At 67.9% G+C, this 21,574-nt stretch carries 23 protein-coding genes and 1 pseudogene; 14 read left to right on the top strand and 10 right to left on the bottom strand.

Annotation, left to right across the window (positions count from 1 at the left end):
• The 6 genes from RHA1_RS16160 to RHA1_RS16135 are packed head-to-tail and all read right to left on the bottom strand — an operon-like array spanning window position 1 to window position 5,533.
• Window positions 1-1,257, bottom strand: coding sequence for an MSMEG_0569 family flavin-dependent oxidoreductase (locus tag RHA1_RS16160; protein ID WP_011595981.1), 1,257 nt, complete (start codon window positions 1,255-1,257; stop codon window positions 1-3).
• On the bottom strand, window positions 1,257-1,559 hold the full coding sequence (locus RHA1_RS16155; RefSeq protein WP_009476291.1) for an MSMEG_0570 family nitrogen starvation response protein: 303 nt from the start codon (window positions 1,557-1,559) through the stop codon (window positions 1,257-1,259). Before RHA1_RS16155 ends, RHA1_RS16160 begins: the two co-directional genes overlap by 1 nt.
• Window positions 1,552-2,508, bottom strand: coding sequence for a carbon-nitrogen hydrolase family protein (locus RHA1_RS16150; protein WP_011595980.1), 957 nt, complete (start codon window positions 2,506-2,508; stop codon window positions 1,552-1,554). The genes RHA1_RS16155 and RHA1_RS16150 overlap by 8 nt, the downstream gene beginning before the upstream one ends.
• On the bottom strand, window positions 2,505-3,938 hold the full coding sequence (locus RHA1_RS16145; protein ID WP_011595979.1) for an MSMEG_0567/sll0787 family protein: 1,434 nt from the start codon (window positions 3,936-3,938) through the stop codon (window positions 2,505-2,507). Before RHA1_RS16145 ends, RHA1_RS16150 begins: the two co-directional genes overlap by 4 nt.
• A gap of 1 nt (window position 3,939) precedes the next feature.
• On the bottom strand, window positions 3,940-4,998 hold the full coding sequence (locus tag RHA1_RS16140) for an MSMEG_0568 family radical SAM protein (protein WP_011595978.1): 1,059 nt from the start codon (window positions 4,996-4,998) through the stop codon (window positions 3,940-3,942).
• A gap of 10 nt (window positions 4,999-5,008) precedes the next feature.
• A complete protein-coding gene (locus tag RHA1_RS16135) occupies window positions 5,009-5,533 on the bottom strand; it encodes an MSMEG_0572/Sll0783 family nitrogen starvation response protein (RefSeq protein WP_009476287.1) in 525 nt (174 codons plus the stop codon).
• 417 nt (window positions 5,534-5,950) lie between these two features.
• Between RHA1_RS16135 and RHA1_RS16130 the strand changes: the two genes are divergently transcribed.
• The 4 genes from RHA1_RS16130 (at window position 5,951) to RHA1_RS16115 (ending at window position 10,550) form a co-directional block, all read left to right on the top strand.
• The gene (locus RHA1_RS16130) at window positions 5,951-7,318 is read left to right on the top strand and encodes a hemolysin family protein (RefSeq protein ID WP_011595976.1); all 1,368 of its coding nucleotides are present in this window, start codon (window positions 5,951-5,953) and stop codon (window positions 7,316-7,318) included.
• A complete protein-coding gene (locus RHA1_RS16125; protein WP_011595975.1) occupies window positions 7,311-8,345 on the top strand; it encodes a hemolysin family protein in 1,035 nt (344 codons plus the stop codon). The genes RHA1_RS16130 and RHA1_RS16125 overlap by 8 nt, the downstream gene beginning before the upstream one ends.
• Window positions 8,342-8,872: a hypothetical protein gene (locus tag RHA1_RS16120; protein WP_041811542.1), complete on the top strand. Its 531-nt coding sequence runs from the start codon at window positions 8,342-8,344 to the stop codon at window positions 8,870-8,872. The genes RHA1_RS16125 and RHA1_RS16120 overlap by 4 nt, the downstream gene beginning before the upstream one ends.
• A gap of 217 nt (window positions 8,873-9,089) precedes the next feature.
• Window positions 9,090-10,550, top strand: a complete 1,461-nt coding sequence (locus tag RHA1_RS16115) for a PepSY-associated TM helix domain-containing protein (RefSeq protein WP_011595973.1) — start codon at window positions 9,090-9,092, stop codon at window positions 10,548-10,550.
• Between the two features lie 30 nt (window positions 10,551-10,580).
• On the opposite strand, the gene RHA1_RS16110 is transcribed toward RHA1_RS16115, so the two are convergent.
• Window positions 10,581-11,249, bottom strand: a complete 669-nt coding sequence (locus tag RHA1_RS16110; RefSeq protein WP_011595972.1) for an AIM24 family protein — start codon at window positions 11,247-11,249, stop codon at window positions 10,581-10,583.
• Between the two features lie 21 nt (window positions 11,250-11,270).
• Window positions 11,271-11,747 carry an Lrp/AsnC family transcriptional regulator gene (locus RHA1_RS16105; RefSeq protein WP_029538936.1) on the bottom strand — a complete coding sequence of 159 codons (477 nt, stop codon included), beginning with the start codon at window positions 11,745-11,747 and terminating at the stop codon, window positions 11,271-11,273.
• Between the two features lie 135 nt (window positions 11,748-11,882).
• On the opposite strand from RHA1_RS16105, the gene pdhA reads away from it, so the two are divergent.
• The 9 genes and pseudogenes from pdhA (at window position 11,883) to RHA1_RS16070 (ending at window position 18,980) form a co-directional block, all read left to right on the top strand.
• Window positions 11,883-13,019: a pyruvate dehydrogenase (acetyl-transferring) E1 component subunit alpha gene (pdhA, locus tag RHA1_RS16100; RefSeq protein WP_081437450.1), complete on the top strand. Its 1,137-nt coding sequence runs from the start codon at window positions 11,883-11,885 to the stop codon at window positions 13,017-13,019.
• 4 nt (window positions 13,020-13,023) lie between these two features.
• Complete coding sequence (locus tag RHA1_RS16095) at window positions 13,024-14,028, top strand: alpha-ketoacid dehydrogenase subunit beta (RefSeq protein WP_011595969.1); 1,005 nt, start codon at window positions 13,024-13,026, stop codon at window positions 14,026-14,028.
• On the top strand, window positions 14,025-15,257 hold the full coding sequence (locus tag RHA1_RS16090; RefSeq protein WP_011595968.1) for a dihydrolipoamide acetyltransferase family protein: 1,233 nt from the start codon (window positions 14,025-14,027) through the stop codon (window positions 15,255-15,257). Before RHA1_RS16095 ends, RHA1_RS16090 begins: the two co-directional genes overlap by 4 nt.
• The gene (lpdA, locus tag RHA1_RS16085; protein WP_011595967.1) at window positions 15,257-16,630 is read left to right on the top strand and encodes a dihydrolipoyl dehydrogenase; all 1,374 of its coding nucleotides are present in this window, start codon (window positions 15,257-15,259) and stop codon (window positions 16,628-16,630) included. The genes RHA1_RS16090 and lpdA overlap by 1 nt, the downstream gene beginning before the upstream one ends.
• Before the next feature lie 145 nt (window positions 16,631-16,775).
• Window positions 16,776-17,378, top strand: a pseudogene (locus RHA1_RS53990) (RNA-guided endonuclease InsQ/TnpB family protein); the annotation flags it as partial.
• Complete coding sequence (locus RHA1_RS53985; protein WP_237726914.1) at window positions 17,275-17,670, top strand: transposase; 396 nt, start codon at window positions 17,275-17,277, stop codon at window positions 17,668-17,670. The pseudogene RHA1_RS53990 and the gene RHA1_RS53985, both read left to right, overlap by 104 nt.
• Window positions 17,671-17,913: a zinc ribbon domain-containing protein gene (locus RHA1_RS53980; protein WP_237726913.1), complete on the top strand. Its 243-nt coding sequence runs from the start codon at window positions 17,671-17,673 to the stop codon at window positions 17,911-17,913.
• 116 nt (window positions 17,914-18,029) lie between these two features.
• The gene (locus tag RHA1_RS16075; protein ID WP_041811539.1) at window positions 18,030-18,446 is read left to right on the top strand and encodes a TIGR03667 family PPOX class F420-dependent oxidoreductase; all 417 of its coding nucleotides are present in this window, start codon (window positions 18,030-18,032) and stop codon (window positions 18,444-18,446) included.
• A gap of 99 nt (window positions 18,447-18,545) precedes the next feature.
• Window positions 18,546-18,980, top strand: coding sequence for a VOC family protein (locus RHA1_RS16070; RefSeq protein WP_011595965.1), 435 nt, complete (start codon window positions 18,546-18,548; stop codon window positions 18,978-18,980).
• 12 nt (window positions 18,981-18,992) lie between these two features.
• On the opposite strand, the gene RHA1_RS16065 is transcribed toward RHA1_RS16070, so the two are convergent.
• On the bottom strand, window positions 18,993-19,829 hold the full coding sequence (locus tag RHA1_RS16065; protein WP_011595964.1) for a nucleotidyltransferase domain-containing protein: 837 nt from the start codon (window positions 19,827-19,829) through the stop codon (window positions 18,993-18,995).
• Window positions 19,830-19,867: 38 nt separating this feature from the next.
• On the opposite strand from RHA1_RS16065, the gene RHA1_RS16060 reads away from it, so the two are divergent.
• Window positions 19,868-20,263, top strand: coding sequence for a VOC family protein (locus RHA1_RS16060; protein WP_016881922.1), 396 nt, complete (start codon window positions 19,868-19,870; stop codon window positions 20,261-20,263).
• Between the two features lie 9 nt (window positions 20,264-20,272).
• Here RHA1_RS16060 and RHA1_RS16055 read toward each other — a convergent pair whose 3' ends face one another.
• Window positions 20,273-21,418, bottom strand: a complete 1,146-nt coding sequence (locus RHA1_RS16055; protein ID WP_041811537.1) for an FUSC family protein — start codon at window positions 21,416-21,418, stop codon at window positions 20,273-20,275.
• Between the last annotated feature and the right edge of the window lie 156 nt (window positions 21,419-21,574).

Raw genomic sequence — 21,574 nt, 5'->3', positions numbered from 1 at the left:
TCAGGCTAGTGTCGCCGTCGCCGGCAACACACCCGCTTCGAGTTCGATGCGATCCGCCAGATACTCCGCGTCCCGCGCCACTCCCGCGAACCGTCCCGAACCCCACGTGTGCTGCCACGGAAGGCCGAGGAAGTACAGCCCGGGCACAGCGGTGACGCCGCGGTTGTGGGTGGGATGGCCCTCACCGTCGAAGACGCCCGCGTGGAGCCACCGGTAGTCGGTCCGGAAACCGATGGACCACACCACCGACGTGATGCCCGACGTCGGCAGTTCCAACTCGGTGACCTCACGTTCGGGACGCCAGACCGGCACGTACCGTTCCTCGCGCGGCGCATCGATTCCTGCGCGGTCGATGTAGGCGTCGATGGAATCCTTGATGCTCTCACTCACGGCGTCCGCGGCATCCAGCGACGACTCGAGGGTGGGCGCGAACCGCAGGGTTCCGTCGACGACGTCAAGCAGCCGCCCGTACAGACGCATTCCCGCGAGCGCGAAGGCACGGAGGTCGATGTCCCGGCCACCGTCCCGGCCCGTGACGTAGTGGTTGGTGTTCTCCCGCTTGCCCAGACCACCTGGGTGATCGGCGATGGAAACGTCGTAGGTACCCATGTCGTGCAGCCAGGCCACGCAGTCCCGGCCGCGATAGAACCGCGCGACCCGCGGCGCACCACCGGTGACGAGGTGGACGGTGCGACCCGCGAGGTGAAGATCCTCCGCGATCTGGGCGCCGGACTGGCCGTTGCCCACGACGAGAACCTCGCCCGCGGGCAGCGCGCCGGCGCTCCGGTACTGCGACGAGTGCAATTGCGTGATGTCGGCGGGAAGCCGTTCGGCGAACCGGGGAACGACCGGAGTGTGGTATCCGCCGACCGCGACCACGACGTGGTCGGCGTGCATCGGGCCTTCCGTCGTGTCCACGTCGAACCCTCCGGAACCCGACTGCCGCACCGCGACCACCGCGACCCCTTCGCGCACAGGAGGATCGAAGGTGTCGGCGTACCCGCGCACGAACTGGTAGGTCTGCTCGCGGTTCATGAACCCGTCGGGATCGCCGCCCGAGTAGGTGTATCCAGGAAGGGTGCACTGCCAGTTCGGAGTGACGAGAGTGAAGCTGTCCCAGCGACTGTCGCGCCACTCGTGGGCGATCGACTCTCGTTCGAGCACCACGTGGTCGATTCCACGCTGCACCAGATGCCAGCTGATCGACAGGCCCGCCTGGCCGCCGCCGATCACGACGACTGTGTGTTGTTCGGTCATCACGACTCTCCGGGGAGTGAAGCCGGGTTCATCTCGAGGACCCGGACGAGGGATTGGGGGTCGAGGGTGCGGCCGGCGCGTTCGAGTTCCTGCATCTGCTCGGACGCGGACGTGCAGTACATCCCGAACTTGGCACGGACTCGCTCGCTGGCCTCGGTGAGCGCCGTCGTGGTGCGTGTGAGGAATTCGGCGACCGTGTAGTCCTCACCGGCCACCAGGTGGTCGTGCATGACCAGCGACGGCGAGTAGCAGGACTGGGTGCGTCCGTCCGGCCACCGCACCGTGAACGTCATCTCAGGCATCGACGGGCTCCAGTTCGGCTGTTGTGGTGCGGAGGAACGACGGTCGCGCCGACGCGTCGAGTCGGGTGCCGCTGACCCGGTTGTCCGCGACGACGTCGCCGTACAGTTCCGGCCGGCGGTCCCGGAGGTTGTACATTCCGCCGCTGCGAATCGCGTCCAGTTCGGCCTGCACATTCAGCGTGGCCGAGGCGAGGCCGGGTTCCACGCCTGTGGTGGCGAGGATTTCGCCGCCCGGGCCGACGATCTTCGCGCTGCACACGAACCGGAGCGACCCGAACGTTCCCGCCTGATTCGACGCCACCCAGACCACCTGATTCTCCGTGGCCCGCGCGCGGTCGTAGATGTCGAATCTCTGCTTCCACCGGTCGTCTTCGGGATTCTCGACGCGGTTGGTGCGGGCGGTGGGCCATGCCGACAGCGACGTGATGATTTCCGCGCCGTCGAGGGCGAGCGTCCGCGCGGCCTCGGGAAACGCCTTGTCGTAACAGATCTGCATGCCCATCCGTCCGACCGGTGTGTCGAACGCTTCGTACTTGTCGCCGGCGCGGTAGCAGAGGTTCTCCCCCAGCGGCTGGTGCACCTTGCGGTACGAGCCGAGTATCCCGTCGCCGTGCACTGTCACCGCGGCGTTGTACCGGTCGGCGCCGTCGGCTTCGCAGAATCCGAGGGTGATCACCAGGTCGCCGGCCATGTCGACGACTCGCCGGATCTCGGGCCCATCCAATTCCAGTGCGGGCGGGAGGCTGCGGAGCCGACGCTGCCGCTGCTCCTCGGTTTCGTCGCCTCCGCCCAGGCTGGGCAGGTAACCGCCCAGGCAGGCCTCCGGAAGCACGAGGAGCGAACTCCCGGCTGCCCGCGCCTGCTCGATCAGTTCACCGATCGTGCGATACGCCTGTTCCATGTCGCGGCCGAACTCGGCTGCCGCGACGGAGATTCCGATGTCAGTCATGCTCTTCCCAATCCTGTGACCGTGGAGTGCACCACGCGTGTCGTTACGCCGTCGGGCCAGCGAAGGCTGACCCCCGGCTCAAATGTCAATTCCCCGCAGACGGCCGAGGTGGCCGGCCCGGCGGGCGCCACCGCGCTACCCCGCCGATCGGCGGTGATCATCGCGAACCCGGGGAAGCACGTCATCCAGTCACCCGCCGTCGCAACAGGTGGCCGGGGGACCGATGCGACGTCGAGGACGGCACCGAGTCCGCTCGCCTCGGCGAGCATCCCGGTAGTGCCCGCGATCCCCGCCATGCTGATGTCTTTTGCCGCGGCGGGACGGGTGCGGGCGACGAACGAGGCCATGTCCCGCAACGCGCCCCGGCTGCGGTGGGACGTCGAATCCCACTGTTGTCCGGTGTATCCCGGTCGCCACTGCCCGTCGAGGTCAGCCGTCAGCGTGAGCTCGTCGCCGATCCGGCCACCACCCGCGGGCACCGGATCCGCGGTGCGTCCGAGCGCCGTCACCGACAGCGCCGCGGGAACACCGAGCTGGGTGTGGCCGCCCAGTACCGGTACGTCCCACGCTTCCGCAGCCCGGCTGAGCCCACGGATCACCTTCGCCAGGATCGACGTGTTCGGTGCTCCGACGGAGTCGAGCATCCCGACCGGGACGGCACCCATCGCCGACAGGTCGTTGAGGTTGACGAGGGCGGCGCACCATCCGGCCCACTCGGGATCGCGCTGAACCATGGCGGGCAGGATGGCGTCGCACGCCGCGATCAGGTCGCTCCCCGGAACCGGTGCGCCGTCGTCGCCGCGGAACCCGCTGCCGCCGAGCGCATCACCGTGCGTGCCGAAGGGGGCCAGGGTGTGGGCCAGACACGACTTCGTGCTCTGGACCAGACGCTCGACGCGATCGATCGGCCACGTCATGTGCACGTGCGGCGCGCCCGCCAGCGTGACGTCACCCATCCGCGTCCAGCCCAGGTGTGCGAACATCGTCTCGTTCCGGCTCTGCACGGTGGCGTCGAACCGCAACACACCACGGGATTCGGCGTGGGCGCAGGCGGCGCGCACGAGCGCCTTCCCGATTCCCCTGCTGTTCCGGATGTTTCGACCCACCACGAGTCGGCTTCCCGCCCACCACCCGAGGTCGGTGCCGTCCGTCATCGGTGCGAGGCGAACACCGCCGAGCACCTCGCCCGTGGTGCTGATCGCCACGAGCACCACGGTGCGTGGATCGTCGTCGACGTCGTCCCGGTCGCTGGCGGTGAACAGTCCCTGTTCCACGACGAACGTCTCACGCCGCAGTCGCCGGTATGCCTCGATCATCACCCGACCGGTGGCGGGTTGCACGAGGAAGCTCTGCTGCGACTCCTGAATCGACGGCCCGGTGAGGACGGCGAAGTCGGAAGGAGTGCTCTCGGCGGTCGGTAGGTCCCACATGTCAGCCTCCGGCGTTCTGAAGGACGCTGCAGGCCCCACATGCCGCGCAGCCCGCCTTCTGGTCGGCGCCGCGCATGCCGCCCGCCTGCAGTTCCTTCGCCACCCGTGAGGTGACGTCGGCGAGCAGGGCAGGCGACGGCGCCTGCGCCCCGTCCTCGACGGCCAGCGTGCCGGCGAGCGGCCGGAACGGGACGACGAACGGGTACACACCCATGTCGATCAGTTCGGCTGCGCCCGCGACCAATTCGTCGGGATCTTCGCCCAATCCGACCAGCAGATAGGTCGACACCTGATTCCGTCCGAAGACCCGTACCGCCTCCCGCCACGCCGCCCGGTACTCGTCCAGCGGCACCGTCGCCTTGCCCGGCATCCAGCGCCGCCGAACCTCCTCGTCCAACGACTCCACGTGGATGCCGATGGAATCGGCCCCCGCGTTCCGGAGATCCGTGATGGTCCCGAGATCGCCGGGCGGTTCGCACTGCACCTGGATGGCGAGATCCGGAGCCACCGCCTTGACGGCCGCGACGCATCGCGCCAGGTGACGGGCACCGCGATCCTTGGCCGCGGACGTGCCCGTGGTCATGATCATCTGCGTGACGCCGTCGAGACGGACGGCGGCTTCGGCGACCTCGGCGAGTTGTTCGGGCTTCTTCACCGCGATGGTCGAGCCGGACTGCAGTGATGCCTCGATCGAGCAGAACCGGCACCGCTGCTGGGGGTCGTATCGAATGCAGGTCTGGACGACTGTGGTGGCGAGGACGTTCGTCCCGTGCAGCCGGGCGATCTTCTCGTAGGAGATGCCGTCGGCGGTGTCCAGGTCGTAGAACCGGGGCCGGCGCACCGGCTCGATCTCCACCCCCATGTCGGTGCCGTTCATCAGCAGGCGGTTTCCGCTGACTTCGTAGGGGCTGTCGGACCGGATGGGGATGGCGCCGCCGATCCCGCCGATCAGTACGTGACCGTCGTCGCTGGGGCCGGCGCCGGAAGTCCGGGTGACCGGGACGTTCAGTGACCGAATCCCACGTACTGCTACGTCAACTCGTGTCGAGAGATCGCTCATCGTTCACACCTCAGACCATGTAGGTGGAGTTGATGATGGCGCCCTTGCGGGAGTAGTGGATGATGGCGTCCTGCACATCGAGGGGATGTGCGGGCACGACGCCCTCGATCAGGTCCTCTTCCCTGCCGCCGTGCAGCGCGAGACCGAAGCGGCACGCGAAGACGGTTCCACCTTCGGAGATGAACGTCGCGAGTGCGTCGTTGATGTTCTGCTCGCCCGGGAACCCGTTGTCGCCGGTGGTCGGAAAGCCGCGTGTCGCAAGGCAGTTGAGAGCTCCGGGACCGTAGAAGTAGATCGCGGACTCGAAACCCTTGCGCAGTGCGCGGGTTGCCTGCAGGACGGCGACGAAGCTGACGGAGGATTCGTGCGCGATGCCGTGCACCAGCGTGAAGTAGGACTCGCCGTCCTCGGCCTTGTAGTCGGGGAAGATTTTCGTCGACCCGTAGATGTTGCTGCCCTTGGGCAGCGCCGGGTGGGGAATCTCGCCGAGCGACTTCTGGATGTTCGCGGCGATGGTGTTCTCGATGTCGGTCACAGGGGACTCCTGGTCGGTCGTGGGGCGGAGGCGCCCGAAGGGCCTGAACGCGCTGATGAGATGCTGCGGGTGACGGCCCGGGCGTAGACTTCGATGTCTGTTCGCTCTGCGTGGGAAGAGTGCGTTGTGCACTCCGTCGACCTGAAACAAGTACACGGTTCGGTGATTTCCGAATGGTCACGCGCGGAACAAGCTCAGGTTTCGTAACCCTCACCGCGGCCCGAATCCGGAAATCCGGTCGTAACACCGACCGTGTGACTCTGCGCACCCGCCGGTCGCCAAAGTAAAGAGTCCTTTACTATGAATGTTTCATATCCCGAATACAGAGAGAGCCATGACCAGCGCTTCGCGCCCTCGAAGACCCAGCCCGCCCCAAAGTGATCACCGCAGTCCCGGATGCAGGGCGCGGGTGAACGCATGGTGACCGTCCTGAGCATCGGCTTCGGCGTCGTCGTCGTATTACTGATCACCGCCCTGACCGGCTACTTCGTCGCCCAGGAATTCGCGTACATGTCGGTCGACCGCTCGCGGCTCAAAGCCCGGGCCGAGGCGGGAGACTCGGGCGCCGCCCGCGCCCTCGGCGTCACTCGCCGCACCTCGTTCATGCTCTCCGGCGCCCAGCTGGGCATCACCGTCACCGGCCTGCTCGTCGGTTACGTCGCCGAACCCCTGATCGGACGCGGCCTCGGTGAGCTCCTCGGCGGCGTCGGCATCCCCACCGCGGTCGGGATCGGTGTCGGCGCCGTCCTCGCCGTCCTGTTCTCCACCTTCGTTCAGATGCTCTTCGGGGAGCTCTTCCCGAAGAACCTGGCAATCGCCCGGCCGGAACCGGTGGCCCGTCGGCTCGCGCTGTCGACGACGGTCTACCTGAAACTGTTCGGCTGGTTGATCTGGCTGTTCGACCAGTCGTCGAACCTGCTGCTGCGCGCGCTGCGGATCGAGCCGGTCCACGACGTCGAACACTCGGCCACCGTGCGGGACCTCGAACACATCGTCGCCGAATCCCGCGACGCCGGTGAGCTGCCGCGGGAACTGTCGACCCTGCTCGGCCGGATCCTCGACTTTCCCACCCGCACCGCCGGGCACGCGATGATTCCGCGCGCCCACGTCGACACCGTCCGGGCCCACGATTCCCTGAGCAGTGTTCTCGAGAAGATGGGTGCGGGCCACACCCGCTACCCCGTGGTCGGGAGTTCGTCCGACGATCTGCGCGGCGTCATCCACCTCCACGACCTGCTGGGCGAGCAGTCCGACGGTCCGGCCGCGTCCAGGGCCCGTCCGGCCGTCGTCGTGCCGTCGTCGCTGCCGCTGCCCGACGTGCTGGAACAGCTGACGGCCGCCCGAGACGAAATGGCCCTCGTCGTCGACGAGTACGGCGGATTCGCCGGCGTCATCACGATCGAGGACCTCGCGGAGGAACTCGTCGGTGAGATCGCCGACGAGCACGATCCCGACGGTGACGCGTCCGTGACGGGCTCGGAGTCCGAAGGCTGGACGATGCCCGGCGATCTGCACATCGACGAGGTGGAGCGCATTCTCGGACACGACCTGCCGCCCGGTGACTTCGAGACGCTCGCGGGTGCCGTCATCGCCGAGTCCGGCGGTCTCCCCGTCGTCGGTGACGTCGTCGCGGTCCGATTGAACCCGGATCCGGCCGACCTGATCAATGACGCCGACCCGCCCGTCCGCAGCCTCGACGCCGAGGTGCGGGCAGTCGACAAGCACGTCCCGTCCTCGCTGTTCGTGAGGCTCCGCGTCCTGGAGAGTGACTCGACCGATGAGTAATCCGTGGGTCATCGTGCTCGTCACCGTCGGGTTGATCGCGGCCAGCGCGTTCTTCGTGGCGATCGAATTCGCGTTGATCGCTGCCCGTCGCCACCGGCTCGAGGACGCTGCCCCCACCAGCAGGGCCGCCCGCGCTGCTCTGCGCAGCGCCTCCGAGTTGTCCGTGCTGCTGGCCGGATCCCAGTTGGGCATCACCGTCTGCACCCTCGCGCTCGGCGCCGTCACGAAGCCGGCCGTGCATCACTGGCTCACCCCGGCCTTCGCAGGTTGGGGTGCCCCGCTGTGGCTGGCGGACGTGCTCGGATTCATCCTCGCCCTGATCATCGTCACGTTCCTGCATCTCGTCGTCGGTGAGATGGCACCGAAGTCGTGGGCGATCGCGCACCCGGAGAAGTCGGCGACACTGCTGGCGATCCCGATGCGCGGGTTCATGTGGGCCACCCGCCCGCTGCTGCTGGTGCTGAACCGGATGGCCAACCGGTGTCTGCGGAAGTTCGGCGTGGAACCGGTCGACCAGGTGGGGGCCGGGCAGGATCCCGACGCGCTGCGGCACCTCGTCGAGCACTCGGCGACCGTCGGCACGCTCGACGAGCGGTACCACGGCCAACTGACCAGCGCCCTGGAACTCCAATCGCTCGCCGTGCGAGACATGGTGCGGCCGAACACCACCCCCAGCAGCGTCGCCCCGGACGCGTCTGCGGCTGCGATCAGGGCGGTCGCGGATCGAAGCGGCCACCTCCGACTGCTCGTGCGCGACGAGGACGGGATCAAGGGGGTGGTGCACGTTCGCGACAGCCTGCGGGCCGGTCCCGTTGTTACGGCCGCCGACCTCATGCGCCCGGTGCTGACCCTCGATGCGGACGCCGCCGTGTACGACGCACTGCGCACCATGCGCGAGACCCGCAGCCATCTCGCGATCGTCACCGACAACGGTGAGCTGATCGGTGTCGTCACCCTGACCGACGTCCTCGCGCGTCTGCGCCCCGCGGCCGGGGCTGGCATCGGAAGCGGTACCCTCGCGGGGTGAATTCACGGTTGGAGGTGGTCGCGCGGGTGCGCGGCTCCGTCGTGGGTTCACTGTCCGGCGCGGTCAGCGTCGCCGCCCACGGCATCGGTGGAGGCGGAATGCCCCCGAGCGATGGCTCGGTGGTGCTGCTTCTCGCGGCGTGTGCCGCGGTCGGGGCGTCGGTCGCCGCTGTCCGGGTGGCCACCCGTGAATGGTTGTTCGTGCTGTCGGTGCTCGCTGCGGGCCAGTTGATCGGCCACACCACGCTGGCCTTGGCCGCCGATCATTCCCATGGGCTGGGGCTTTCCACCCCGATGATCGCCGCGCACCTCGCCGCGATCGCGGTGGCCGCGGTGCTGGTCCGGTCCGCCGAACGCGCCTGCCTCAGGGCATTGGCCGCGTTGTCGCGGATCGTTCTCGCCGTCCTCGCCCCGCTGCAGGTCGATACCGGCACTTGGACCGCGACCCCGATCTACCGCGCGAAGCTGTCGTTGTGGTTGCTGGTCGCCGCGGGCGCCGGCACCCGCGGACCACCTGCTCTCGTCTAGTCGAATCCTTTCTCACTGCCTTCCCGGCGCACACCAGACGTGTCGTCGCCGGTTCGGCGTGTCCTCACGCGGCACCAGCGGACTCCCCGGCGGGTCCCGGTGCCGACGCCTTCCTGAGTCGGTGCATCCCTGACCTCGAGTTGCCCAGCGCACCCCTGACGTGCGCGGCCTCGACGGCGCTGGGTGCCCGTCTCACCCGATTCGAAGCGAGATCGTCATGTCCATCCCTGACCTCGAACGCGACACACCGGTCGCGTCCTCCCCGGCGTCGAAGGTCTCCGCGCCGCCGCGCATTTTCCGGCCACTGATCCTGCGCCTGCACTTCTATGCTGGGATCCTGGTGGCCCCGTTCCTGGTGATCGCCGCCGTCAGCGGCGGCCTCTACGCTCTCGCGCCGTCGGTCGAGCAGCTGGTCTACCGCGACTACCTGCACGTCGACTCGACCGGCCCGGACCTGCCGATGTCCGAACAGGTGCGGGCCGCGCAGCAGGTTCGCCCGGACCTCACCGTCGCCGCCGTGCGCCCGGCGACCGAAGCGGGTGACACGACGCAGGTGATGTTCACCGATCCCACCCTGGGAGAGTCCGAGCGCCGCGCGGTCTTCGTCGATCCCGTCACCGCGGAGTCGGTGGGCGAGCTCGTCGTCTACGGCAGCAGCGGGGCGTTGCCGATGCGCACCTGGATCTCGCAGTTGCACCGGCACCTGCACCTGGGCGAGCCCGGCCGCCTCTACAGCGAGCTCGCCGCGTCGTGGCTGTGGGTCATCGCGCTCGGTGGCGTGTACCTGTGGGTGCAGCGCTACCGCACCACCCGCGCCCGCAACGCAGACGCCGCCAGGCTGTGGACGCTCGACCGGTCGAGCCGCGGCCGCAACCGCACCCTCGGCTGGCACGGCGTGGTCGGCATCTGGATCGCGGTCGGCCTGGTGTTCCTCTCGGCCACGGGCCTGACCTGGTCGCGGTACGCGGGCGAGAACGTCGGCGAACTTCGCTCCGCCCTGAGTTGGACCACCCCCAAGATCGACAAGAAGCTGGACTCGGCGCCCGCTGCCGGCGCCGCCGCATCGGGCGGTCACGGCGGGCACGGCGCCGGGCACACCCCCGCGTCGGATCCGGGAATCCTCGACCGCAACGTGGGCGAACTCGACACCGTCCTCGAGGTGGCCCGGCGGGGCGGTGTCACCGGCGCCGTCGAGGCGACCGTTCCCGCCGACGCGGGCACCGCGTTCACCGTCACGCAGACCCGCGAACCGTGGCAGTTCTCGACCGACTCGATCGCGGTCGACGGGGCGACGGGCGCGGTGACGGACGTGTCGCGATTCGGTGACTGGCCGCTCGCCGCGAAGCTGACGTCCTGGGGGATCGCCCTGCACATGGGGTTGCTGTTCGGCCTGCTCAACCAGCTGGTCCTGGCCGCCCTCGCGGTGGCGTTGCTCGCCGTGATCGTCCGCGGCTACCTCCTGTGGTGGCGCCGCAGGCCCACCCGCGGCACCACCCGGGCGGTGGGCAGGCCGCCGGTGCGGGGCACCTGGCGCCGAATCCACCCGGCCGCGGCGGTGGCCGGGGCCGCCTGCGTCGTCCTCGTCGGCTGGTTCGTTCCGCTGCTCGGCGTCAGTCTCCTCGCGTTCCTGCTCGTCGACGTCGCGATCGGCGCCCTCGCCCGCACCCGGGCAGGGTGAGTGACCGGGGCACCCGTGCAGCCGCGGCGGTTACGGCTTGGGAACCGGGTGCCCCTCCGAGGCCTGGACGACGACGATGCCGTTTCCGGTGAGGCACAGCTGATATGCCTCACCGGAACCCCGGCCGATCGCGGCACCCATCTTCGCGGTCTTGCGGATCGTCGAGTGCAGACCGGTCGACCACAGCACCGCACTCTGCATGTCGACGTAGGTGGGGGTGTCCACGTTCAGGACGACGGGTGTGCCGTAGATGGTGACGGCGAGGACACCGCGGCCGGTGAACGTGGTGTTGAACAGTCCGCCGCTGAGCATCGACGCGCCCTCGACGCGGTTGATGTCCCAGGTCAGGGAACTGTCGAACGCGAGGACGTTGGAACCGCTGACGGTCACCGACTCGTCCTCGAGTTCGAGCAGGAAGATCTCGTCGGCGTCGCGGGCGAGGAACACGTCGCCGCTGCCGGAGACCTTCATCAGCGACATGCCCTCACCGGTGAAGGCCTTCTTGAAGAACTTTCCGACGCCGCCGCTGCCCTGGTAGGCGAAGTCGACGTCGCCCTGGTAGGCGACCATCGATCCTTGCCGGGCAAAGAAGTGACCGCTGGTGCCGGCCAAGTCCACCTTGAGCATTCGGGGATTCTGTAGCACGAAGGTGCCCGGTTCACCACTGCGTTCCGCGTTCTTCATCAGGTCGCTGCGCATGACGGAATCCTATCCGTCCCGTCAACGAACCCACTCCGGTCCGGGCCCGTTGGCCTCCTCGAAGATCAGCCACGTCTTCGTCGACTGCACACCTTCGAGGCTCTGCAACCGTTCGAGCACGACATGGCGCAGTGCGCTGTTGTCCGGTGCGCGCACCAGGACGAGAACGTCGAAATCGCCACCCAGCAACGAGAAGTGCTCGACGAAGGGCAGTGTCCGGAGCTGGGTGGAGATCCCCCGCCACGAGTCCTGCCGGATCGAGAGGGCGATGAACGCGGACGAGCCGAGTCCCGCCTTGGAGTGCGAAATCCGGGTGGTGAAACCTTCGATGATCCCCGCCTTTTGCAACCGCTCGATGCGGACGTAGGCGTGCGCGCGGGAGATGTGCGCCTTCTCCGCCAGCGCCCGCATCGAGATGCGGCTGTCGGCGACGAGTTCCTTGATGATGCGCCGGTCGATCGCGTCGAGTTCATACGTGTCCGCTGTGCCGCCGGCCATCTGTCCATCCCTACTGTGGTCGCTCACACTCCGGTGAGACATTCTGCTCCCGATGAGCCGATTCTAAACCGGTTGTCTCTGATTTCTCCTTGTCGTTGTCGATAGGTCGTTCAGTTGCGAGCATTGACGAACACAATGCATCTGGAGGTAGACGTGACGCTCGTAGAGCCGCCCCTGGCGAGGCCGTATCGGAAGTTCCTTCCCGCCGAGTGTGCGGTGCAGTATCTGGACGCGGCCGGCGAGCTGACCGAGAGCGAGGCCCGGTATCCGAGGCCGAGCGACGACCGTCTGGTCGAGATGTACCGGAACATGGTGCTGGGCAGGCGTTTCGATCAGCAGGCGACGGCGCTGACCAAGCAGGGCCGGCTGGCCGTGTACCCGTCGTCGCGTGGTCAGGAGGCCTGCCAGATCGCGGCGGCCATGAGCCTGCAACCCGGCGACTGGATGTTCCCCACCTACCGCGATTCGGTTGCGCTCGCCGCCCGCGGCATCGATCCGGTCGAGATCCTCAGCATGCTCGCCGGCAACTGGCACTGCGGCTACGACCCGGCCGCCCACCGCAGCGCCCCGCAGTGCACCCCGCTGGCCACCCAGCTCTTGCACGCGACGGGTGTGGCCTACGGCGAGCACCGCAAGGGAAACGACACGATCGCCCTGGCGTTCTGCGGCGACGGCGCCACCAGTGAGGGCGACTTCCACGAGGCCCTCAACTTCGCCGCCGTGTTCAAGGCGCCGGTGGTGTTTCTGGTGCAGAACAACGGATTCGCGATCAGTGTGCCCCTCGCCCGGCAGAGCGCGGCGCCCACGTTGGCGCACAAGGGGGTCGGCTACGGAATCGGCTCGGAGCAGGTGGACGGCAACGACCCGGTCGCCATGCTCGCCGTGATGGACGAGGCAGCGAACTTCGTCCGCGCCGGCAATGGTCCGGTCATCGTCGAAGCCCACACCTACCGGATCGATGCGCACACCAACGCCGACGACGCCACCCGTTACCGCGACTCGTCCGAGGTGGAGCAGTGGCTCGGGCGCGACCCGCTGGCCCGGCTGGAGAAGTACCTGCGCGGAACGGGTCTGCTCGACGATGCGTCGTCGGAGGCCCTCACCGCGGACGCCGAGGCCGCCGCATCGGCGCTGCGTGCCGGCATGAACGTCGACCGGCCCACCGACCCGATGGACCTGTTCCGGTACGTCTTCGCCGAACAGACCCCGCAACTTCGTGAGCAGCAAGCGCAGGCGGAAGCCGAACTGTCCGCCGAGTCCGAGGAGAACTGACCCCATGCCCGTGCTCACCATGGCCCAGGCCTTGAACACCGCACTGCGCGACGCCCTCGCCGCCGACGAGAACGTCGTCGTCTTCGGCGAGGACGTCGGCGCCCTCGGCGGCGTCTTCCGCGTCACCGACGGCCTGACCCGCGACTTCGGCGACGACCGGTGCTTCGACACCCCGCTCGCCGAGTCCGGCATCATCGGCTTCGCGATCGGCATGGCGATGTCCGGGTTCAAGCCGGTCGTCGAAATGCAGTTCGACGCGTTCGCGTACCCGGCGTTCGAGCAGATCGTCTCCCACGTCGCGAAGATCCGGAACCGCACCAAGGGTGCGCTGTCCGCGCCGATCGTCATTCGAATCCCGTTCGCGGGCGGCATCGGCGGGGTCGAGCACCACTGCGACTCCAGCGAGGGCTACTACGCCCACACCCCCGGACTGAAGGTCGTCGCCCCGTCCACCGTCGAGGACGCGTACACCCTGCTGCGCGAGGCGATCGACGACCCCGACCCGGTGATCTTCCTCGAACCGAAACGCCTGTACTTCTCCCGCGCCGACGTCGACCTCGCGGTGGGCGCGCCGATCGGGCAGGCCGCCGTCCGGCGTCCCGGTCGGGACGCGACCATCGTCGCGTACGGGCCATCGGTGACCGTCGCGCTCGAGTCCGCCGAAGCGGCCGCGGCGGAGGGTCACGACATCGAGGTGATCGACCTGCGGTCGATCGTGCCGTTCGACGACGAGACCGTGATGGCATCGGTCCGGAAGACCGGTCGCTGCATCGTCATTCAGGAGGCGCAGGGATTCGCCGGTGTCGGCGCCGAGATCGCCGCCCGCGTCCAGGAACGCTGCTTCCACCACCTGCACGCGCCGGTGTTGCGGGTCAGCGGATTCGACATCCCCTATCCGGCACCGAAACTCGAACGCCTCCACCTGCCGAGCGTCGACCGTGTCCTCGACAGCGTCGACCGATTGCAGTGGAACGACTCCGCCGACACCCGCTGGGCGGTGACCGCATGAGCAACCAGGTCTTCCTGCTCCCCGACCTCGGCGAAGGACTCACCGAGGCCGACATCGCCGAATGGAAAGTCCGGGTCGGCGACACCGTCACCATCGACCAGGTGGTCGTCGAGGTCGAAACCGCGAAAGCCGCGGTCGAGGTGCCGATTCCCTTCGAGGGCACGGTGATCTCCCTGCACGGCGACGAAGGCTCGACGCTGCAGGTGGGCACCCCGCTGATCACCGTCAGCGGAACCCCCGCCGCGCACGAGCAGTACCGCGAAGAAGAACAAGCAGGCTCGGGCAACGTCCTGATCGGGTACGGCACCAGCGAGGACACCCGCCGGCGTCGGCGACGCGTCGGCGTGACACGTGAGGCCACACGGCCGGAACCGAACCGCACCGGTGTTGCGCCACGGGTCATCTCGCCGGTCGTCCGCAACCTCGCGCGGCAGAACGGCCTCGACCTGTCGCGGCTGTCGGGGAGCGGTCCCGGCGGTGTGATCAACCGTGCCGACGTCGAGAAGGCACTCGCCACCACACCCGCGCCAGCCGACGCGCAGCGGATTCCGATCAAGGGCCTGCGGAAAGCGGTCGCCGACAAGCTGTCGACTAGTCGACGCGAAATCCCGGACGCGACAACCTGGGTCGACGTGGACGCCAGTGAACTCCTCGTCGCCCGCCGGGCAATCAACGCCACCCTCGACGCCGACGCCGGCGTGAGCCTGATGGCCCTGCTCGCGCGCCTGGCCCTCGCGGCGCTGAAGCAGTACCCGGAACTGAACTCGACCGTCGACACCGAACGGGGCGAGATCGTCCGATACGGTCACGTCCACCTCGGCATCGCGGCGCAGACTCCGCGCGGCCTGGTCGTCCCGGTGATCGAAAGGGCCGACTCGCTCACCACCGTCGAACTGGCCCGGCAACTGCGGGACACCACGGCGTTGGCCCGTGAGGGGACGCTCCCGCCGGCACGGCTGACCGGTGGCACGTTCACCCTCAACAACTACGGCGTCTTCGGCGTGGACGGCTCGACCCCGATCATCAACCATCCCGAGGCCGCGATCCTCGGCGTCGGCCGCATCATCGACAAACCGTGGGTCATAGACGGGCAGTTGGCCGTTCGGAAGGTGACCCAGGTGTCGCTGAGCTTCGATCACCGCGTGTGTGACGGCGGTGTCGCGGGCGGGTTCCTCAGATTGTTCGCCGATTACATCGAGAACCCGATCACCGCGCTGGGGAGGCTCTGATGGCCGACGCGCACAGTGACGTGCTCATCCTCGGTGGCGGGTCCGGCGGCTACGCCTGCGCGTTCCGCGCCGCGCAGCTCGGGCTCTCGGTCACGCTGATCGAGGCGGACAAGATCGGCGGAACCTGCCTGCACCGGGGCTGTGTCCCGACCAAAGCGCTGCTCCATTCCGCCGAGGTCGCCGACACCGCGCGGACCGGTGCCGCGTTCGGCGTGCGAACGACGTTCGACGGCATCGACATCGAGGCGGTGCACCAGTACAAGAACGGCACGATCGACCGGTTGCACAGGGGACTGCAGGGTCTGGTCGCCCATCACAAGATCAGCGGCGTGAGCGGGCACGGAAAGTATGCCGGAGACAGGACGATCGAGGTGGACGGCACCCGCTACACCGGGACGTCCGTGGTTCTCGCCACCGGCTCCTACGCCCGGACGGTGCCGTCCATCGAGCTCGGTGAGCGCATCGTCACCAGCGACGACGCATTGAATCTCGGGTTCGTCCCGAAGAAGGCCATCGTTCTCGGCGGTGGCGTGATCGGCGTCGAGTTCGCCAGCGTCTGGGCGTCGTTCGGCGCCGAAGTGACTGTCGTCGAGGCGCTCCCCCGCCTGGTTGCGGCGGAGGATCCGTGGTGCTCGAAGCAACTCGAACGCGCATTCCGTAAGCGCGGTATCGCGGCCCGCGCGGGCGTGACGGTCGCGGCGGCGAAGGAAACCGCGGACGGCATTCTCGTGGAACTCGACGGCGGCGAGACCCTCGAGGCGGAGATCCTGCTGGTGGCGGTGGGACGTGCGCCGCGCACCGGTGACAGCGGGTTCGCGGAACACGGCATCACACTGGACCGTAGGTTCGTCGTCACCGACGAGCGGCTGCGCACCGACGTCGACGGTGTGTATGCCGTCGGGGACGTCGTGGCCGGACTTCAACTGGCGCACCGCGGTTTTCAGCAGGGCGTGTTCGTCGCCGAAGAGATCGCCGGCCTCGATCCCGTTCCCGTGGCCGAGCATCTCGTTCCGCGGGTGACGTACTCGCACCCCGAGGTCGCGTCCGTCGGACTCACCGAGGACGCCGCCCGCGAGCGGTACGGCGACGTCACGTCCGTCGTGTACGACCTCGCAGGCAACGGCAAGAGCCAGATTCTGAAGACGTCGGGCGGAATCAAGGTCATACGCGCCGGCGATGCCGGCCCGGTGGTGGGTGTGCACATGGTCGGCGACCGCGTCGGCGAACTGATCGGCGAGGCCCAACTGACCGTCGCCTGGGAAGCGCTGCCCACCGACGTCGCGCCGTTCGTCCACGCGCACCCCACCCAGAACGAAGCACTGAGCGAAGCGATGCTGGCGTTGTCGGGGAAACCGCTGCACGCGCACGGCTGAACGCGTTTGATCCGCGTCGGGGAAGATCGCGCACCGGTCCGCGGTTGAAACCGGTTGATCCGTGAGTCTTTCGGCGCAAACCCGGTCCTTCAGGTCCGGGTGAGCCGATCTGGTTTTGTCGGACTGTGTGGCTAGTGTCTGGGTCATGGCGGGGAGGGTGGTGAGGCGGGCGTTCAAGTACCGTTTCTATCCGACTGCGGTGCAGGCGGAACAGCTTGCTCGGACGTTCGGGTGCACCCGGTATGTCTACAACCGGGCGTTGGCGGAGCGGACGCGTGCCTGGTCGCAGGAGCGGCATCGGGTGACCTATGCGGATACCTCGAAGATGCTCACCGGATGGAAGCGGGATGCCGAGACGGAGTGGTTGGCGGAGCCGTCGAAGGGGCCGTTGCAGGAGGCGCTGCGGCAGTTGCAGGGTGCGTTCGACAGGTTCTGGCGCAAGCAGGCCGGCTACCCGAAGTTCAAGAGGAAGGGTCAGTCGAAGGAGTCGGCGACCTACTATTCGAACTGCTTCACCTACCGCGGCGGGCAGATCCGGTTGGCCAAGCAGTCCGAACCCCTGGATATTCGGTGGTCGAGGCCACTGCCGGAGGGGGCCGTGCCGTCGCAGGTGACGGTGTCGCGTAACGCTCGTGGTCAGTACCATGTTTCGATCCTCGTCGAGGACACGATCGCCGAGCCCCCGTCGACCGGTCGGGTGGTCGGGCTCGACGCCGGAATCACCAGCCTCTACACGCTCTCGACGGGGGAGAAGATCACCAACCCGCGACACGAGGGCAGGGACCGTGCGCGGCTGGCGAAGGCATGTGCTGGCCAAGAAGCAGAAGGGATCCCGGGACCGGGCCAAGGCCCGACTGAAGGTCGCGCAGATTCATGGTCGGATCGCCGATCGGCGCCGCGACTATTTGCACAAACTCTCCACTCGACTGGTGCGCGAAAATCAAGTGATCGCCATCGAGGGTCTGAGTGTGCGGAACATGGTGAAGAATCGGTCGTTGTCTCGGGCGATCTCCGATGCGAGTTGGTCCGAGTTCCGGTAGATGCTCGAGTACAAGGCCGACTGGTGCGGGCGGCGGGTGGTGGTGATCGACCGGTTCTGTCCGTCGGCGAAGACCTGCTCGGTGTGTGGGGAGGTCGCCTCGGCGATGCCGCTGAACGTGCGGGAGTGGACGTGCCGATGCGGCGCCGTTCACGATCGGGATGTGAACGCGGCAAGGAACATTTTGGCCGTCGGTCTGACGGTGGCTGCCTGCGGAGACGGTGTGAGACCACCTCGCACATAACGTGCGGGGTGGCGACTGTCGGTGAAACAGGAACCTCGGGACCCGAGTCTCGAGGGGATTCTCGGTCGTTCACGGCCGAGAGGAAGTCAACATCGGAAACGACACAGCAGAACGCAATGACTCTTTCAGCGTCCGCGATCACCGCATCCGTCGCAGACCGGCTGGCCCGCGAATCCATCGTGTGGTTGACGACCGTCGGTCGCAACGACACACCGGTTCCGACCCCGGTGTGGTTCAGCTGGTCGGGCACCGAGTTCCTGATCTTCAGCCAACCGGGCACCGCCAAGCTGGCGAACATCGGCAGGAATCCGCAGGTCGCGCTGAATTTCAACAGCAGCCCCACGGGTGGTGACGTGTCGGTGTTCACCGGGAAAGCCCGCGTCGACGCGGACGGTCCGTCGCCGGAGGAGTGGGAGACCTACGTCGAGAAGTACCACGAGGACATGGCCGGTCTGGATTACACGCCCGAGAAATTCCGGCAGGACTACTCGACGCTCGTCCGCGTCACCCCGGACGGGTTGCGCGGCTGGTAGCACCGATCTCTCAGCAGAACGACGGCAACAACGTGCCGGATGCGCCACCATCTGATGCGGAGCAATCTCGCTCCCCACCTATACGGAGGAACTCGCATCATGGACTGGACACTCGAAGTGGTCGTTCTGCCCGTCAGTGACATCGATCGTTCCGTCGCGTTCTACCGCGACAAGCTCGGCTTCCATCTCGACCACGACACCACCAACGAGCACATGCACGTCGTTCAGCTGACCCCCACCGGTTCGGGTTGCTCGATCGTGATCGGCGACCTCCCGTCGCACACGGAGATGGCACCGGGGTCGATGAGGGGACTGCAGTTGGTGGTCGCCGACGCCGCCGCGGCCCGCCAGGAGTTGCTCGATCGAGGTGTCGAGGTCAGCGAGGTCACCGTGTTCGACGAGCGTGACGGGGGAACCTTCTTCGGATTCGCCGATCCCGACGGCAATACGTGGGCGGTCCAGCAGATCAAGGCACGGGCGGAGAAGCCGCTGATTCCGGTCGAGGCCCGCGGGCGGTTCGGGGAGAACGCCTGAGGGTTCGCACGATCACGTCAGGGGGCAGGCGTTCCGGGTGTCGTCGACGAGTTGTTCGGCCAGGGCGAGGGCGGCGGTCAGTTCGTCGGGCGTCGTTCCGAGTCGGCCGAGGACGAGATGAGCGCGAGCGCTGAAGTCGGTGGGTGCGTTCGGCAGGGCACCGGCGGCGGCAACGGCGCCCTTCTCGTTGATGAGCCAGCGCCGGGCGTGGGCGTGTAGGGCGTGCGCGCACAGGCACACCGCGCGGAACAGGCAACCGGCCACATACGTCGCATCGGCACGCGGGATCGCCTTGCGGGCCAGCACAGTGACGAAGTCCGCCTCCCACAGTCGCCGCACCAGGGCTTCACGCAGGGGGTCCGGGTAGTGCTGCATGTCGGCTTGAAGAGCAGCGATGCGTCCGGACGGATCGGCGAGGATCACCGCCGACGCGAGTTCGCCCGCGTACGCGAAGTCCGCGAACCCGAACGGGTGTCCGGTCTGGGCGTGAAACCCGTACACACCCCGCTGGGTGTCCTGCCACACCGTGGTCACCCGGTCGAGGTCGCGGTACAGCCAGTCGACTGCCCGGCCGTCGATCGACAGCCACGCTCCGCCGTCGACCCACGGTCCCCACTCACCCGTCCGCGTCGCCGATGCCTCGGCGCCCGCCCACTCCCGCGCGAGATCGTTCAGCCCGCCGGTGTCGAGGGCACCGCGGTAGTAGACGCCCAGGTCGTAGTCGGATTCCGCCGTATGCGTCCCTCGGGCGCGGCTGCCGCCGAGGGTGACGCCGACGACGCCGTCGATGCGGCACAAGCGTTCGGCCAGGGGACGCAACACCAGGTCGTCGAATTCCACACCCCACATCGTCCACCCCGGCCCGGCGCAGCGGATAAATTCGGTTCATGCTCATCTTGGGAACGACAGTGATCGGAGCACGCGACATCGGGCGTGCAACCAGGTTCTGGACCGAGGCACTCGGATTGACTGCGCTCCCGCCCGTCGGCGACAACGACTTCACCAACCTGACGCTGCCCGACGGCCGACCACTGCTGGCGATCCAGCAGAGCGAACACGACGCGGAACCCGAGCCTCGGCTGCACCTCGACCTGCACGCTCGCGACAGCGAGGACCAGGCCGCGGAAATCGAACGGCTCGTCGGTCTCGGCGCGCAGCGGGTGCTGTGGGACCGGTACCCCGAGGACTCGGACTTCGTGGTCCTGGAAGACACCGAGGGCAACAGGTTCTGCGTCATCGACAACTCTCGCGCGCCGGAACAGTGCCGGCTCGACATTCCCTGAGGTCGCCGGCTACGCGGCACCCGCGTAGTGGGCGGGACGGGGCAGCATCGGCCGGCAGACGGCGCGCGGGATGCCGCACACTTCGAAGAAGTCGATGACGATGGACCGGACCTGGGCGGAGACGACCGCCGCGGAGAACCCCGCCGAGATCTCCTGCTGCGGCAGTGAACGGGCGAATCGCTCGAGTTCGTCGCTGATCTGGATTTCGTTGGGTTTCTTCGCGGGAGTCGCGAGAATCATCAGCCGCATCCGGTCGGCGAGGTGCGCCAGATCGGAGACGGCGTCCGCCAATTGCGGGTCGACTCGCTCGCCGTCGTACGTGGCGATCAGGGCGCGCCGCACCAGGACCCGGGTGTTGCGTGCGGCGTTGTCGATCGGGTCGGCGATCGATGCCAGCCGGCCGATGCGGCGACGTCCCCGCCAGTGAATCGGTGAAATCCGGGCCACCTCGGATCCGGAGCGCAGTTCGACGCGCATGCTGTCGATGGTCGACTGCGTCGAACGGGCAAGTGCGAGAGCATCCTCAAGCGCGGAGACGTCACCCGCGGCCAGGCCCTTCGACGTCTGCCGGAGGGCTGCGGCCACGCTGTCCAGCACAGCGGCCGCGCACCGGCGTGTCCGTCGCACCGGGTCGGTGGGCAACACGGACAGCGCCACCAGGCTGAGCGCACCCCCGATCAGTGCGTCTACGACACGGTCGAACGGGTGGGCGCTCGTAGCGGATGCCATGGCTGCGACCAACGCCGCCGACGAACCCGCCTGCAGGACGATCACCGAACCACCGTCGAGGAGCACCGCGAAAGACATCGCCACCGCCACCACGAGGCAGATCTGCCACGGCCCGTTGCCGATGTATCGCACGACGACGTCCGAGACGATCGTTCCGATGGTGACACCCGCGATCAGCTCGCCGGCCCGGCGGCTGCGGGCACCCCGCGCGACGCTCAGGCACACGACCGCGGCCAGCGGGGCCAGCAGCGGCTGTTCGTGACCGGCCACCTCGACCGACACCCACCACGCTGCCCCCGCGGTGACCGCCGTCTGCGCAATCGGCACCAGGTACCCCGCGAAGCGAAGCAACGCGGCGCGCACTGACGGCAGCGCGGAGGAGCCGACCTTCCGGAGAAGAGCGAGTATCGAGATGAGCTGGAGCACAGCGGTACAGCTTTCTGGACGGTCACACGTGGGCAGGAGCACATTCTGTAGAGCCCGCCGCGGCCGACGATCGCCGGTGGACAAGCCTTCGCAAAGCTTGTCCTGGATTTCTTACGCCCGTGTAAAAGTCGCCGCTTTCATCGCGCAGATCACGTT

The organism is Rhodococcus jostii RHA1 (assembly GCF_000014565.1).
GTDB lineage: Bacteria > Actinomycetota > Actinomycetes > Mycobacteriales > Mycobacteriaceae > Rhodococcus_F > Rhodococcus_F jostii_A.
Note: the sequence above shows the minus strand (reverse complement) of the source record. Positions and strands in the feature narration are given on the sequence as shown.